Source organism: Mesorhizobium sp. M1217 (assembly GCF_040318275.1).
Lineage (GTDB): Bacteria > Pseudomonadota > Alphaproteobacteria > Rhizobiales > Rhizobiaceae > Mesorhizobium.
Window position 1 is genome coordinate 13,841 of the sequence record NZ_JAMYMA010000004.1, and the last position, 15,547, is coordinate 29,387.

General features: G+C 61.3%; 12 protein-coding genes and 1 pseudogene. 6 read left to right on the forward strand and 7 right to left on the reverse strand.

The genetic code is table 11. From position 1 onward, the window contains the following. The first annotated feature begins 106 nt into the window (after positions 1-106). Positions 107-1,222 (forward strand): Fic family protein, encoded by a 1,116-nt coding sequence (locus NKH37_RS07500; protein WP_352813501.1) that lies wholly within the window; start codon positions 107-109, stop codon positions 1,220-1,222. A gap of 276 nt (positions 1,223-1,498) precedes the next feature. Here NKH37_RS07500 and NKH37_RS34040 read toward each other — a convergent pair. Continuing rightward, positions 1,499-2,502 (reverse strand): annotated as a pseudogene (locus tag NKH37_RS34040) (Tim44 domain-containing protein). A 345-nt stretch (positions 2,503-2,847) separates the two neighbouring features. Between NKH37_RS34040 and NKH37_RS07515 the strand changes: the two are divergent. The 5 genes from NKH37_RS07515 (at position 2,848) to NKH37_RS07535 (ending at position 7,730) form a co-directional block, all read left to right on the forward strand. Then, positions 2,848-3,567 carry a FadR/GntR family transcriptional regulator gene (locus NKH37_RS07515; protein WP_023722160.1) on the forward strand — a complete coding sequence of 240 codons (720 nt, stop codon included), beginning with the start codon at positions 2,848-2,850 and terminating at the stop codon, positions 3,565-3,567. 15 nt (positions 3,568-3,582) lie between these two features. Next, on the forward strand, positions 3,583-4,788 hold the full coding sequence (locus NKH37_RS07520) for a mandelate racemase/muconate lactonizing enzyme family protein (RefSeq protein ID WP_352590911.1): 1,206 nt from the start codon (positions 3,583-3,585) through the stop codon (positions 4,786-4,788). A 39-nt stretch (positions 4,789-4,827) separates the two neighbouring features. Next, positions 4,828-5,811, forward strand: a complete 984-nt coding sequence (locus tag NKH37_RS07525) for a sugar ABC transporter substrate-binding protein (protein WP_352484285.1) — start codon at positions 4,828-4,830, stop codon at positions 5,809-5,811. Positions 5,812-6,015: 204 nt separating this feature from the next. Further along, the gene (locus tag NKH37_RS07530) at positions 6,016-6,996 is read left to right on the forward strand and encodes an ABC transporter permease (RefSeq protein WP_031194994.1); all 981 of its coding nucleotides are present in this window, start codon (positions 6,016-6,018) and stop codon (positions 6,994-6,996) included. Between the two features lie 2 nt (positions 6,997-6,998). After that, entirely contained in the window at positions 6,999-7,730 is a 732-nt protein-coding gene (locus NKH37_RS07535; protein WP_352484286.1) for an ATP-binding cassette domain-containing protein, read from the forward strand. Positions 7,731-7,782: 52 nt separating this feature from the next. On the opposite strand, the gene NKH37_RS07540 is transcribed toward NKH37_RS07535, so the two are convergent. The 6 genes from NKH37_RS07540 to NKH37_RS07565 all read right to left on the reverse strand — a co-directional run bounded on the left by NKH37_RS07540 (position 7,783) and on the right by NKH37_RS07565 (position 15,542). After that, positions 7,783-8,697: a sugar-binding transcriptional regulator gene (locus tag NKH37_RS07540; protein ID WP_352484287.1), complete on the reverse strand. Its 915-nt coding sequence runs from the start codon at positions 8,695-8,697 to the stop codon at positions 7,783-7,785. A 183-nt stretch (positions 8,698-8,880) separates the two neighbouring features. Beyond that, positions 8,881-9,936, reverse strand: coding sequence for an NAD(P)H-dependent glycerol-3-phosphate dehydrogenase (locus NKH37_RS07545; protein WP_352496452.1), 1,056 nt, complete (start codon positions 9,934-9,936; stop codon positions 8,881-8,883). After that, a complete protein-coding gene (locus NKH37_RS07550) occupies positions 9,937-11,019 on the reverse strand; it encodes an ABC transporter ATP-binding protein (protein ID WP_023722153.1) in 1,083 nt (360 codons plus the stop codon). A gap of 80 nt (positions 11,020-11,099) precedes the next feature. Continuing rightward, positions 11,100-12,425, reverse strand: coding sequence for an iron-containing alcohol dehydrogenase (locus NKH37_RS07555; RefSeq protein WP_352484289.1), 1,326 nt, complete (start codon positions 12,423-12,425; stop codon positions 11,100-11,102). Then, entirely contained in the window at positions 12,418-13,947 is a 1,530-nt protein-coding gene (locus NKH37_RS07560; protein WP_352548607.1) for a xylulokinase, read from the reverse strand. Before NKH37_RS07560 ends, NKH37_RS07555 begins: the two co-directional genes overlap by 8 nt. Before the next feature lie 65 nt (positions 13,948-14,012). Beyond that, positions 14,013-15,542 carry an ABC transporter substrate-binding protein gene (locus tag NKH37_RS07565; RefSeq protein WP_352548605.1) on the reverse strand — a complete coding sequence of 510 codons (1,530 nt, stop codon included), beginning with the start codon at positions 15,540-15,542 and terminating at the stop codon, positions 14,013-14,015. Positions 15,543-15,547: the final 5 nt, after the last annotated feature.

The window sequence follows — 15,547 nt, forward strand, 5'->3', positions numbered from 1 at the left end:
CCGTTGGATCGCGCCGGGGCAAAGCCGCGACTTCTGAGGCATAGAGAAGATTGCTATAGCTCACAATTGTTGCTATCGTGAGTTATAGAAGGGTGCCCTATAACTCATGGTATGGAATTGGGAGCAGGCGGACTGGCCGCATTTTACCTACGATAAGAAGGCGTTGGAACCGCTGGAAAGCGAGTTCCTGTTGCGATCGGGCGAGTTCCTAGGCGTCTTTCGTCATGTCGGTTCCGACGATCGCGACCAGATCCGCATCGATCTTATCAGCGAAGAGGCCTTGAAGACATCCGCGATTGAGGGGGAGTACCTCGACCGCGAGAGCCTGCAATCATCCCTGCGCCAGCAACTTGGTCTGGGCGGGGAGACCAGGCGCATTCCGCCTGCCGAGCGGGGCATCGCTGAAATGATGGCCGATGTCTACTTGCATTTTGCCGATGCGCTGACGCATCGCACTCTTTACGCTTGGCATACGATGGTGATGTCGGGTGAGCGTCGTATCGAGACCATCGGCAACTACCGCCAGCATGCCGATGCCATGCAGATCGTTTCCAATCGGCTGGATAAGCCCAAAGTTCATTTCGAAACGCCGCCCTCCGCGCGGGTGAAACCCGAAATGGATGCCTTCACTACTTGGTTCAACGATACCTCATCCAAAGGCAAGACACCGCTGCCAGCGTTGACGCGTGCCGCTATCGCGCACCTTTATTTCGAGAGCATTCACCCGTTCGAGGATGGCAACGGTCGCATAGGCCGTGCCCTCTGCGAAAAGGCGCTGGCGCAAAATCTGGGTGAGCCCAGCCTCATCGCGTTGGCCTATACGATAGAGCGCCGCCGCAAGGCCTACTACGACCATCTGGAGGCCAGCAACACGAGCAACGCGGTAACAGATTGGCTGCTCTACTTCGCCAACACGATCCTCGAAGCGCAGCGCGTAACGCTCGCTCGTGTCGAATTCTCCGTCGTCAAGGCCAAGTTTCACGAACGCTACCGGGATCACTTCAACGAGCGCCAGGAAAAGGTCATCGCCCGGATGTTCCGCGCGGGCATCGACGGGTTCAAAGGGGGGCTCAGCGCCGAGAATTATATCGCCATCACGCAGGCATCGCGCGCGACGGCAACAAGAGATTTGCAGGACCTCGTTGCCAACGGTGCACTGATAAGAACCGGCGAACGGCGACACACACGTTACGCGTTGAACATTCTTGATGGCCGCACGTAAACCAGAAGAGGCAGGCTGTCAAAGAGCCTGCCTGCCTGAGCATCGAGGGGTGGCGGGCTGCAACCCGGCAGGAGGTCGTCGATTGGGTTACACGAGACCGGAAACGCAAAAAGTCGCGCGGTGCGATGCTGATTGTCCGGTCCCGGTTGAAGCCGGTGGTTTAGTGTTACCTCAACGCGCGTTGGGGGAAAGAAGCGCGCGGAAGGGGCGCGCTGGCCTTCGAGTGGTAGCGAGAAACCTGAACAAAACTCTTGGCAGACATCAAGGCCGGGCACATCAGCTCGGCTGCTGTATTGCGGCAAGCTTCCAGTCACCGCCGTTCTGGCGCGTAAAGGTCCACAGTTCGGTCGTCTCCGTCGGCCGATCGGCCTGGCCCTCAATGATCTTGTCGCTGATACGATCGCGGGTCACGTCGCGAGACTCATAGCGCAAAGCAGCCGTCGCGTAGTCGCGATCACCCTCCTGCCAACTTTCCGCAATATCGGCCTCCAACAGGCTGACGTCCGACACGTCGTTCCTGACGCCCTTTTTGGCATTGTCGGCAAGTTCCTCGGACAGATAGGACACCATCTCGGGCGTCACCAACCGGCGCAAAGCAACATGATCTTCGCGCCCGAATGCGTCCTGAACTTCCGTCAGCCTTTGCTGGAACGTGTCGAGGTCGGTTTGGGTGAGGGTGATCTCATCGGCAGCATTGGCTTGGGAAGGATTGGCTTGGCTCGTTCCGCCAAATCCTGACCCAATGCCTGGCATGGCGAAAGCTGTGGCGTTGCTCGACTCGGGCCGGGCTGCAGCGCTTCGCCCAAAGGTCCCGGTGCCCCGCGAGGCACCGGCCGTAGCGGGCTCTGGGTTTTGCGCCGATTGCGAGCGGAAAAGCGAATGGCCAGCATGACCACGCCGCCGATCAGCAGCACTTGAAGGAGAAGGCCGAACATGCCGGCCAAGCCGCCGAACCCATGGCCCAAAAGAACGCCGATCAAGCCGCCGAGCAGCAGCCCCCGCATCATCGATCCACCGAGGCCGTTGAAGAAGCCTGGGCGCTGGAATGCCTGCGGCTGGCGGGCCGCATTGTTCGTTGCCGCATTGGGCGTCATCGAGCGCTCGACCGGTGCGGAAGGCTGTGGCGCCGTCCTGGTCGGCGGGACCGGCTGGAAAGTGCGCATGCCGCGACTGCCGAAGCTGCCGCCACGGCGCGCATCGGCGTGATCCACAGCGACCATGGAAAATGCCAGGAACAATCCCGCAATCAAAATTGCAAACCGTCCTGAACGCGAAATCAGCATAGGCAAGTCCTCAAGTGACACTCTTTCCGCTCATATGGGGTGCGTGGATCGAAATTATCAGTGAATCGTCCGCCGAGAAAATTCGAACGACATGGTCGGCGGCCCGCCGCTGTTCACGACGAGAATGTCGAGCGCGCCAAGCAGACGATCGCCTGCTCGACGGCGCGGGCTCCTGCACCCGGCCGAACGGCGCGTCAAGAGCATCTTTCGTGCAAGCCTCTTGCCATCGGTCTCCTGGCGACGACGCCGGCCCGCCTGATCTTGACATACATCTTTCTCGCATACTATCAACACATCTGGAAAACCTGCCATACAGGTTTGCCCTCCTGAACTGGTGATCGCGTGAGCACGGCCGTATCCGCAAAACATTCCGACGCAGCGAGCCTGGTCAGCAATACGATCGGCGAGATCACACGCCATATCCGCGCGCATGAGCTCGGGCCCGGCGACCGGCTGCCCAGCGAGGCCGCGCTTTCGAGACAATTGAGCGTCTCGCGCACCGTGGTTCGCGAGGCCTTCAGCTCGCTCGCTGCCATGCGGCTTATCGACCTGAGGGCAGGCAGACGGGCTACCGTCGCCGAGCTGGATTATGGCGCCATGTCGCTGGTGATCGAGCATGGCGTCCACACGGAACAGATCACGGTGCAGCAAATCTACGACGTGCGCCGCACGATTGAGACCCGCACCGCCATGCTGGCGGCCTTGCGCAGAACAGCCGACGAAGTGGAAAGGATCAGGACGCACGCGCTCGCCATGCGCGAGAATTTCCAGCGGCCGGAACAGGTCATGGAGCACGATCTCGCCTTTCACCTCGAACTCGCCAAGGCTGCAAAGAATCCGGTTTTCAGCCTCATCGTCGGCGCGTTCGAGCGCGTATCGCGCCAGACCTGGCCGATCGGCTGGCGGAGCCGCCCTTCGGATGCCGAGCAGTTGGAGATGATCCAAATCCATATCGATCTCGCCGAAGCAATCGAGACCGGTGATCCTCAGTCCGCTCGCGACCTGATGGCGAGGCATTTTGACGAGAGCGTCAAGGCCCTGCTGGCGGCTGGCATCGCCTGAGGAGCGGGGTGCGCGATGAAGATCACGAAACTGGAAACGCTGCGGCTCAAGGAGCGGCCGAACCTTCTCTGGGTCCTGGTTCACACGGACGAAGGCCTCGTTGGGCTGGGCGAGACCTTCTTCATGGCCGAAACCGTCGAGACCTATCTGCACGAATATGTCGCGCCGTGCGTGATCGGGCGCAACCCCTTGCAGATCGACCTGCTTGCCGCCGATCTCGTCGGCTATCTCGGTTTCCGATCGACGGGCGCGGAAGTCAGGGGCAACTCCGCTTTCGATATCGCACTGTGGGATCTGTTCGGAAAGGCGACGGGTCAGCCGATCGCACAACTCCTCGGCGGTTTCACCCGGCACGAGATCAGGACCTACAACACCTGTGCCGGTACCGAATACATCAAGAAGACCACCGGCCAGACGACGGCCAATTACGGGCTCGATAAGCCCGGCGACGCCTATGATGATCTGAACGGCTTCCTTCACCGCGCCGACGAACTGGCGCATTCATTGTTGGAGGAAGGCATCACGGCCATGAAGATCTGGCCCTTCGACATGGCCGCCGAGAAAACGCGCGGCTTGTATATTTCGCAGCCTGATTTGAATTCCGCGCTGGCGCCATTCGAGAAAATCCGCAATGCGGTCGGCGACAAGATGGACATCATGGTTGAATTCCATTCAATGTGGCAGCTGCTGCCGGCCATGCAGATCGCCCGCGAGCTTGCCCCCTACAAGACCTTCTGGCACGAAGATCCGATCAGGATGGACAGCCTGTCCAGCCTGAAACGCTATGCCGAGGCTTCGCTGGCGCCGATATCGGCTTCGGAGACGCTCGGTTCCCGGTGGGCCTTCCGTGACCTTCTCGAGACCGGGGCGGCCGGCGTCATTATGCTCGATATCAGCTGGTGCGGCGGGCTCTCGGAGGCGCGCAAGATCGCTGCCATGGCTGAAGCATGGCACCTGCCGGTCGCGCCACACGACTGCACCGGTCCAGTTGTGCTCGGCGCATCGACCCACCTGGCGCTCAATGCGCCGAACGCGCTCGTCCAAGAGAGTGTCAGGGCCTTCTACAAGACCTGGTACCGCGACCTTGTGACCGCTTTGCCGCAGGTGAAGAACGGCATGATCACCGTGCCTTCCGGACCGGGCCTCGGCATGGAACTGAACCCGGAGATCGATCGCGCCTTCACGGCGCTTCGACGGGTGACCGACGCATCGACTCTCTGAAAATGAACCTGAAGCAGCTTTCTACGGAGGAGGAGAACCATGAAGAAGCTACTTATCTCGGCAGCCTTGGGAGCAGTACTGGCTGGAGGCTCGGCAATCGGCTCACGCGCGCAGGAGCCGATGAAAATCGTCTTCACACATCATTCGTCGGCGTCAAACCCGTTCTGGCAAGCTGTGAAGAAGGGGTTTGACGACGCCTGCGCCAAGATCCAGGCCAATTGCCAGATGGTCTTCACGCAGACCGAAGGCTCGATCGAGCAACAATCGGCCAACATGCAGGCGGCGCTCGCGGCAAACCCGGACGCGCTGATCACCTCGATCGTCGACAACAATGCCTTCGACCAGATCATCGCCGACGCCCGCGCTGCCGGCGTCACGGTCATCGCATCCAATGTCGACGACACCGAGGGAGCAGCCGGCAATGCCCGCCAGGCTTTCATCGGCCAGGGCTTCATTCCCGCCGGCTACGAACTCGGCAAGAAGATGTCCGAGTTCTTCCCCAAGGAAGGCAAGATCAGGGCCCTCGTCGGCGTCTCCGCGCCCGGTCAGAACTGGTCGGAACAGCGCGCTGCCGGCGTCATGAAGTTCCTTGAGGAATACAAGGCCGCGAATGGCGGACGCGAAGTGGTCATTGAACGGCTCGACACCGGCACAGATGGCGCCGTCGTCGCCGATCGTGTTGGCGCCTATCTGTCTGCCCACCCGGACACCACGGTGTATTTCGACACCGGCCTTTGGCATGCCTACGTCGCCCAGGTACTGATCGATCGCGGCATCGAGCCGGGCAAGGTGCTGATGGGCGGCTTTGATATCGTCTCGGAAGTCCTGCAACAGATGGAAGCGGGTTATATCCAGGTCCAGGTCGACCAGCAGCCCTACATGCAGGGCTTCATGCCGGTGATGGAAGCCTATCTCGCCAAGAACGTCGGTCTGCTGCCGGCAGACATCGACACCGGCAAGGGCATCATCGTCAAGGAAGACGTGCCAAAGCTCAAGGAACTGGCCGCAAAGGGCGTGCGGTAGGCACGAAGCCGGCGTCCTCTCCTCGTTCTTACGGGGAGAGGTCGGCTGGACAAGGGGGAGGGCCAGGCAACACGGTCTTGGGCGTTGGCTCCGTCCCCATCCTCCAGCGGCATCTTCCCCGTCAAGGGCGGTAGAAGACAGACTGCCGCCATCCCCTTTGCCGATGCGATAACCAGCGGAAACGATCCCGAGCCGGAGCGAATGATGAAGCGTTTGATGAAGATTTATCTGGAGAAGCCGGAGCTTGCGGCGGTCGTGTTCCTGCTCCTGCTCCTCATCGTCTTTCAGATTCGCTCGAACGGCGTATTTTTGAACACACAGAACCTTCGCGGAATGCTTGGGCTGCTGCCCGAAATGGGGCTGGTCGCGATCGGCGTGACCCTGCTGATGATATGCGGTGAGTTTGATCTTTCGGTGGGCTCGGTCTTTGCGCTGACCCCGATGACCATGGCGGTGATGCTCGCGGCAGGCGTTCCGTTCGCGCCGGCCTTTGCCGCCGGCCTCGCGATCGCTGCCCTCATCGGCTTTTTCAACGGGTTCATAACGATTCGTTTCGCGATACCAAGCTTCATCACCACGCTTGGTATGCTGTTCATCGCGCGTTCGCTGACGGTGGTAATCTCCGGCGGCTTCCCTCCTGTCATACCAGCTAACGCTCTGCCCAAATGGCTGTTTACGGTCTATGTGGGACCGGGCGACCTCTTTCGCATGTCGTTCTTCTGGTTTCTCGCCGTGGCAATCCTGGTGACCGTGCTCCTGTCGCACACGAATTTCGGCAACTGGGTGCGCGCCACCGGCGGCTTTCTGCCCGCCGCGCAATCGATGGGTATCCCGACGGCCCGGGTGAAGGTCGCCTGCTTCATGATCTGTTCGGTGCTCGCCGGCTTTGCCGGTACCATTCAGGTGATGCGGCTCGGCGCCCCGCTGCCGTCGATCGGCGAGGGGCTGGAGCTGCAGGCCGTGTCGGCTGCCGTCATCGGTGGCGCCTCGTTGGCTGGTGGCATCGGCACCATCTTCGGCGGCATCATCGGGGCTGCCCTTATCCGCGTCATCGACAACGGACTGGTGCTGAGCCAGGTTGACGCCAACTGGTTCAAGATGGCGATCGGCTTTCTGACTATCTTCGCGGTCGTCATGAACGCATGGCTTCGAAAGCGGGGCAGGGCAATGAAGGTGGAGACCTGATCATGGCGGCGCCCATCATCGCGATCAAGGGACTCCAGAAATGGTATTCCGGCGTCCACGCCTTGAAAAACGTTACGCTGGATATCTATCCCGACGAGGCACTGGGCCTCGTCGGCGACAATGGCGCCGGCAAATCGACGCTGATCAACATCCTCTCAGGCACCCAAAAGCCCGATGGCGGCGAGATCAGGATCGAAGGTGAACCGGTCCGCTTCTCTAACCCGCGCGACGCCATGGGACGCGGCATCGAGACGATCTACCAGTACAATTCCATGGTCCCGACCATGACCATCGCCCGCAACGTTTTCATCGGACGCGAGCCGGTGAAGGGTTCGGTTTTCGGTATCGGCATCCTGGACCAGAAGCGCATGCGTGACGAAAGCGTCAAGGCGATCGCCGACGTCGACCTGCATCTGCGGTCGCCCGACGCGCTGGTCGGCGAACTGTCGGGCGGCCAGCGCCAAGGCGTGGCGATCGCCCGGGCCATGCACTTCAAGTCGAAAGTCATGATTCTCGACGAGCCAACCAACCATCTCTCGGTGAAGGAAACGCGAAAGGTGATCGGCTTCGTTCGTGGCCTCAAGGCCCAGAACATCACTAGCGTCTTCATCAGCCACAACATGCATCATGTTTTCGAATGCTGTGACCGGGTCGTGGCGATGGCGCGCGGAGAGATCGTTCTGGACAAGCCGATCGGCGAGACTTCGATCGAGGAAATCCACGAGGTGCTGTGACGTGAAGAAGCAATCACTCGCGAGCCACTCTGCTGGTGGAGATCAGTCTGCGCTACGACTTTTCCGCAAGAATAGCCTCAGCGGTTTTCTCGTCGGTGATCAGCACATCGACGACTCCCAGACGCAACACGGCGCGCAGCACCGGAACCTTGTCGAGGCCGCCGGAGGGCAGGATCACAGTGTCGACGTCGCGCAGATGTTCGGGGGCGAGGCCGATGACGCGGCTGTTTAGCGGGTGATCGACGAGTTGTCCGTCGGCGCCGATCCAGTGGCCGCAAATATCGCCGACCGCTCCGGCTTCGCGGAGTGATCTGAGATCATCGTCTCCTACCAGTCCGATCCGAAAGATGGTGGCGTCCTTGTGCACCGCGCCCACCGAAACGAAAGCGGCGTCAACGTCGCGGGCATGAGTGAAGGCGTCTTCCAGAATAGACTGGCGCATAAGCAGATCGCGTGTGGCCTCGGTATCCGTGAACACCGGTGCTGCGATGTAGAAGCATTCCGCGTCGAAGAGCGCCGCGAGCCGGGAAGCGATCTCGTAGATGTTGATCGCCGATCCACGTGTGAGCCCGCCAAGCAGGGAAACGATCGACATTCCTTTGACCGGGCGCACGGTCACCGACCGCAGACTGAGCTGGAGCGTCCGCCCCCATCCCACGCCCACCGATATCCCGTCACGGATTCTAAGCGACAGGGCTTCGCCGGCGGCGGCTGCGATGACCTGTGGCACCAGAGCAGGATCCGGCGGTGTCGGGACCACGATTGGATCCGAGACACCATAGGCGTCCCGCAGCCGGTTCTCCAACTCGATGCAGTTCGCCACCTTGGAATTGATGCGAATCTGAACGATCCCCCGCTGGCGCGCATGCGCCAGCATCCGGTTGACGCGAAGGCGGGTCAGGCCAAGAGACTTGGCGATTTGCGCCTGGGTGAGGTCACCGACATAAGCAAGCCAGGCGGCGCGCACGAGCAGCCCTTCCTCGCGATCGGCCGTGACGGAACTCGTTACGGCTTGGCGGCCGTCGCGTTTCTTTCGTGCTGGTTTCTCCATCAGATCATCCTGTCCACTCCGCGGCAGCGGGTTCAGAGCGGGCTCGGCCGAGCCATGTGCTCATCGATATGAGGCATCAATCGAGTTTCCCCGGCTCCGCTAGCCTCGACGATAGCGGTCGAAGGACAAAACCAGCGGAGCATCATGGCAAATCGCGTCGATGATGGCAGTCGTCAGCGGCAGGCGATCATGGGGAAGTACACCCCGGCCCATCATATTCTTCAAAGCCTGACCAAGGTCCAGCGCCAGTTGCGCCCCCTCAACCGTGTCCGAACTCATATGTTCGCGCTTCGCCACGGAATAGGGCAGGCCGCGGCCGAGCAGGCGTCCCATGCGACCGTTACGGCCCGCCTGGCAGGTCACATAAAGATCGCCGGAGCCGGCCAGCCCCAGCACTGTTTCGATTTTTCCACCCAGAGCTTCGACCAGAATCGCCATCTCGGCGAGGGACTGCGAGAAAAGCGACGAGGCAAGGTTGTGCATGAGCGCACCGTTGGGCGCCTTGCCGTCTCGCTCAAGCAGCCCGACGGGAGCCCCAACGGCGAGTGTATAGAAGTTCTTGAAAGCGGCGCAGATCTCGACGCCAATGAGATCGGATGATGGTCGCGCATGATAGAAAGGCGCGCGCAGGATGCGTGACGCCGCGGCCAGCTGGTCGGGATCGTGCCCAGCCACGATCACGGAGGTATCGCGCTGTGCGGCCAGTTCGCCGGCAATGCAAGGTCCGCCGACGGCCATCACCGAGATCGACAAGCCAGTACGTTGCTCAATCTCGCGGGCAAGCAGATGCGGCAGGATTTCGATGCCTTCGTCGCTCGCGGCGAGTCCTTTCGTAATCATAAGTATCGGCATGGGCGACTTGATGCTTTCAGCAATGCGGTCGATCGCCCAAGGAACGCCGGCCGACGAGACGCCGAGTACAAGCAGGTCGGCTCCATCGTTCATCGCCGTCCCGAATTCGGTCCAGGAACAGGCGGCTACCGCGTCAGGCAGAGTGATGTTGAGGCGAGGGTGATGACCTGTGTCGGCCACAGAGCTGACGATCTCCTCGTCGAGATGGGTGCCGACAAGAGTGATGCGGTTACCCGCGTGAGCGGCCGGAAGCGTCATCGCAGAGCCCATGACGCCAGCGCCGAGGATAATGATCTTCGCCATTCAGCTTCTTTCCTTGTCCAGCCGCTCGCCGCTGCCTTGGTCGAACAGGTGGATTCGCTCAGGCGCTGGCTCCAGGTGGATCACAGCTCCAGGAGAGAGCTCCATGCGGTCATGCAGCACCGAGCAGATCGCAATGTTGCCCATGGCGGCAAAGATATGGATTTCGGGGCCAGTCGGCTCGACAACCGTAATTCTCGCCGGGATGCCGCGCCCGTCTGCCACAGGTCGAAGATGTTCGGGCCGAATGCCATAGATCACCTTTTGGCCGGGCCGGACCGCAGCCTCTGGCGGAAGCGGGAGGGATAGCTCGTCGGTCCGCACCACCCAGGCGTCGCGCTCGGAAGCCACCTCGCCATGGAACATGTTCATTGCGGGCGAGCCGATGAAGGAGGCGACGAAGAGGTTTGCCGGGCGATCGTAGACATCAAGCGGGCGCCCGATCTGCTCGATCTGGCCGTCGCGCATGATGACGATGACATCGGCCATGGTCATGGCCTCGATTTGGTCATGCGTGACATACACGGTGGTGGTCTTCAGCCGCTGGTGGAGCTCCTTGATTTCCGTGCGCATTTGCACGCGCAGCTTGGCGTCGAGGTTGGACAGCGGCTCGTCGAACAGGAAGACAGTTGGGTCTCGCACGATAGCGCGACCCATGGCGACGCGTTGCCGCTGGCCGCCCGAAAGCTGGCGGGGATACCGTTCCAGATAAGGGGTCAGATTGAGGATCGATGCCGCCCATCCGACCTTCTGTTTGATTTCTTCGTTGGGGCGTTTCTTCAACTGCATGGAAAACGCCATGTTGTCGAAGACGGTCATATGCGCGTAAAGCGCGTAATTCTGGAAGACCATCGCGATATTGCGGTCTTTGGGATGAAGTGTGTTGACGACCCTGTCTCCTATCGTGATCTCACCGGACGTGATGGGCTCGAGACCGGCTATCATGCGCAACAGTGTGGACTTGCCGCACCCGGACGGCCCCAACAGAACGACGAACTGGCCATCCTCGATCGAGAGATCGAGTCCATCGATAATCGAGAGGGCGCCATAGTCTTTCTTTATGTTGCTGATGGTGACAGACGCCATAAATTGTTATCCTTCGATTGCCCTTGCCGGTTGGGTTCAACTTTCGCCATGCGAGTCATTGGCGACGGTCGGATGCGGTCTCACCATTCGCTCTCCAGAAACTCCTCCAGCAGCCCTGCATCGGCGGCCAGATTGACAAAGGACCATCGGCCACGGATTTCCCGCGAATAGCGAATGGCGTCGTGCCAAAGCGCGCGCGGCAGGCCTAGTTCTGTGCCGGTGACCGGCCCCCCGGCAGCCTTGAGTGCTGCCTCCATGCGGGCAACCGGCATCGCCATCGGCCGAACCTCCTGGCGCAGTGCCGGCCAGATTTCCGCAAGCCTGCGGTTGAAGATTTCCGTCTGGCGGGCGTCGAGTGCCGTCTTCTTCATCTCGGCAATGCAAAGTGGTCCAAGTTGTGCCCCATAGCGGGCCAGCATCGCCGCCTCGTCGATGGCGGTCGGCTTCACCTGCGGTGGCTCTTTCATGTCCAGCAGCCGCGCTTGCAGACGCGCCATGACCATCGAGGCAACCCCCACCTGCTGACCGTGCGTGGTGCCGGGATGATGGTCTTGCGCGAACATGTCGACCCAATGGGAAATCTGGTGCTCTCCCATGGATCCAGGATGGGAAACGCCGGCAAAGCACACACCCATCGAGCACAGCGTCAAGACGCGCTGGAGATGCCCGACAGCGGTGACGTCATGCCTGGCAAGGCCAGGCGCATGGGCCAGCATCGGTCCCTCATCGCCCGCCTGCAGCAGGTAGGGCACGGCAGAATAGTAGGTGTCGAACAGCCGATGCGAAGCCCACCAATCGATCTGGGCGGTGGGACGACACAGGCTGTCACCGAGCCCAGCGGCGCTGAGCCAGGCGGGCGCTGCGGCCGAAACGCCAAGGTCCAGGAAGATGCCCCGCGGCGCGTGCGAGGGCAGCGAGATCTTGAGCCCTGAAGCCAAGGTCACCGACGCTGTCGAAGCGCCATAGCCATTCATCGAGGCGGCCGTGCCGAAGACGGCATAGGGCCGCTCGTCGAGGAAGGTTGCATGCTTGCAGCTGTCGTTGAGGACGCCAGACCCGACGGCCACGACCCCGTCGGCGTGACGCGTCTTCTCCCTGACCATCTGGATCGTTGCCTCATCGCAGTCGAGGCCGTCAGGCAGCACGATTTCACTGATGTCGGCGATGGCGCGCAGCGCCTTCGCGACGCGCCGGCCCATCACATCGACGGTGTTGACATCGGACACAACAGCGATGCGACGGCCGAGCGCCAGGGGCGCAACGAGATCCGCCTCGCGGCCCTCCGTCGTCTCCAGCAATTCGATCGTCTGGAACGGCAGGACGGCAGCCTCGCCTGTCTCAGGATCTTTCCAGCGTTCCGCGACAACGTCCTCGATCAACGCGTTCCAGTTGGTCGTTTCAGCCATGATTGGTCTCCATGAAGGCCGCGAGTCGCTGGTTCCAGGCTGAAAGCGTTGGCCAAAGATCGGCATGGATCGCAAGAAGTTGGGTGTAGAGCTCGGCCCGTTTCGCGTCCGGTTCGAAGGTTTTGGCCGGCTCGCTGGCCATTGCGGTCGACGCTTCGGCGATGGTGGAAAACCAGCCCACGCCCTTTGCCGCCGCCATCGCCGCGCCAAGCGAGGAGGCTTCCACCGTCGTCGAACGCTTTATGGGACGATCGAGTGCATCCGCCAGAATTTGCATCCACAGGTCGGACTTCGCTCCTCCACCGATGGCTATGAACTGGTCGATGGTCTGGGCGGCAGCCGCAGCGGCCCGCTGACTTGTCGCGGCCTGATGCAGCGCTATGCCTTCCAGCACGGCGCGATAGATGTCGCCGCGGCGGCTGGAGCCGGAAAGCCCAGCAATGACACCACGGGCGGCACTATCCCAGTGCGGATCCATGACGCCCTGCCAGTAGGGCAGGAGCATTATGCCGCCCGCGCCGATCGGGCTGGCAGCGGCTTCGGCTTCGAGCGCCTCCAGGACGTCGCTTGAGCCATGCAGATCGACGCCAAGCATTTCCCGCGCCATCCAGTCGACGAGAAAAGTGCCGGCGCGAAGGCACGTCTCGTAGATATAGCCGTCATCGGCGACCGCCGTCTCGGTGCGGAAGGCCTGGTCGTGGGCGTAGTCCGTGCCGAAGCTGCCGGAGACGACCGCCGTGCCGAGGTTGATGTAAGCGCATCGCGGCTGCAACACACCAGCGCCCGTTCCGGCGCATTGACCGTCGCCGCCGCCGGCGACGATCGGCGTGCCCTCGCGCAGGCCCGTCAGAATGGCCGCTTCCGAAGTCAGTTGGCCCAGAACGGTGCCGGGCCTCGCCAGGTCCGGCATCATGCGCCGGGCGATGCCCGCTGCGGCGAGTATTTCGTTCGACCAGTCCATAGCTCGCATATCGAGTATACCCATCGGGTCGGCGGATGCGGTGGACGTCACCCACCGGCCGCTCAAGCGAAACACCAGATAGCCGTGGACTTCGGCCATTCGCTCCACGCGGGCAAAAATCTCGGGTTGTTCCTCGCGAAACCAGATCATGCGGTAAAGGCAAGGAATGACGTCCAGCGGCTTGCCGGATATTGCGTGGACACGTGCTGCGCCGAAGCTCTCGCCGAAGCGGCGTGCTTTCCCACGGGCGCGCTCATCGAGCCAGAGGGTCGCGGGCCCGACCGCCTGGCCCTCCTCGTCGAAAAGGCCGAAGCTCTCGCGTTGGTTGGCAATCGCAAGGGCGGCAATGCGTGCGGGCGAAACTGTTGCCGCGACAGAACGAAGCGCCGTGACCGTCGAGGCCCACCATTCGGCCGGATCCTGCTCGAAATAGCCCGAACGCGGGTTCGACATTGCAAGCGGCGCACGACCTTCAGCCACGGCCAGACCATTGCGGTCCCAGGCGATCGCCTTGGTTGCCGAGGTCGAGGAATCGATGCCGATGACGAGATCCGGAACCATTGCCGCCACATTGCCAAAGGGCGAGGGCGGTCGAAGCCGCCTTCGCCCAAATCACCGACTACCCGCTAAAGACCGGCATCCTTGACTTTGCCGTCGACAATGCCGGCAATGGCATCCAGGCATGCCTTGGCGTCGCCGCCATAGTCTTGGCCCGTAAGCAATTTGCCGAGTTCAACCGGGATGTCGTTGTTCGACAGATCCGCCCAGATCGGCATGTCCGGCTCCGATCCCATCTGGTTGTCGATAGTGTATTTGATCGCCTCGAAATGGCGTGTCGTTCCGGGCCCGACAACAGCCTTCGCCTTGACCCGAGGATCTGTAAAAGAGGAATTGCGCATCGGCGAGGCGCCGCCGCCGAGCGTCGATACCCGCGCCATCACATCCTTCGAGCAGACCCACTGCATGAACAGCCATGCTGCTTCCTTGTTCTTGGAATATTGCGACAGCGAGATCGTCGAGCCACCTTGGTGGCCGACGGCCGGGATTTCGTTGAAGCCGCAATCGGCGGCGGCGCGGCGGCCAGGAACCTCCTTGGGCGCGGGCAGGGCCTCGAACAGGCCTTTGACCTTGGAATCGTTGGCGTCGAAGCCGGGGAAATCCTCGCCCCAGGTGATTGCCATGGCGGCCTGACCCTGTGTCAACGCCTGTCCCTGACCGTCCCAGGTCCAAGTCGTCGCCGAGGGCGGCGAGTTTTTGACCAGCTCCTGATAGAATTGCAGTCCGGCCACGCCGCGCTCGTCATTGCCGACAAACTTCTTGTCCTTGTTGAAGATCGAACCGCCATGGCCCCACAATGCGAAGGTCCAGTCGCATTCCAGCGAATAGTGGCCGGACTTCGCCTGGCACGCTGTGCCGAAGATGCCGTTGCTTTTTTCTGCCTCTGTGAGCGCCTGCACGGCCTTGAGGTAGGCGTCGAGATCTGTCGGCAGCGCAATATTGTGTTTGTCGAAAAGATCCTTGCGGTACATCAGGATGAAGATCGGAATATCGAATGGAATTCCGCACTGTTTGCCGTTGTACATGGCGATGCCGTCGACCAGCGGCTTGGAGAAATCGTCCCAGTCGAAGTTGGGCATCGCCAGTTCTTTGTTCTGGTCATAATACTCGCGCGGATCGACGACATCCTGTGCAAATGTCGCCATCCAGGACTGGTCGAGATAGTAGACGTCGTAGGTGCCAAGCTGGCCCTGCACGTCTTGCGTGGCCTTGGCGAGAACCTGCTCCAGCGGCACGATCTCGACTTCCACCTCAATGCCGGTTGCCTTGGTGAATTCACCCGCGACAAGCTGGTTGGCCACGATCGTTGGCGGCGTCGCTTCCGAAGTGTAGCGGATTTTGGTGCCGGCATATGGTTTGCCGACATCGGCCAGCCACTTCAGCATATCGGCGTCCTGGGCACGGGCTTCTTCAACCCCGAGCCCCAGCATCCCCCGATTGGTGCGGCCGCCACCTAGCATGGCCGATCCGAAGGCGGAAAAGCCGACACCAGCGAGCGCCATCTTCCTCATGAAGTCGCGTTTGGTTATTCGGCGCGCCGTAAAGTCATTGCAGGTATCGGTGACGAATGTCTTCTTGTCGTGTTCACTGAAGCTCATGATCG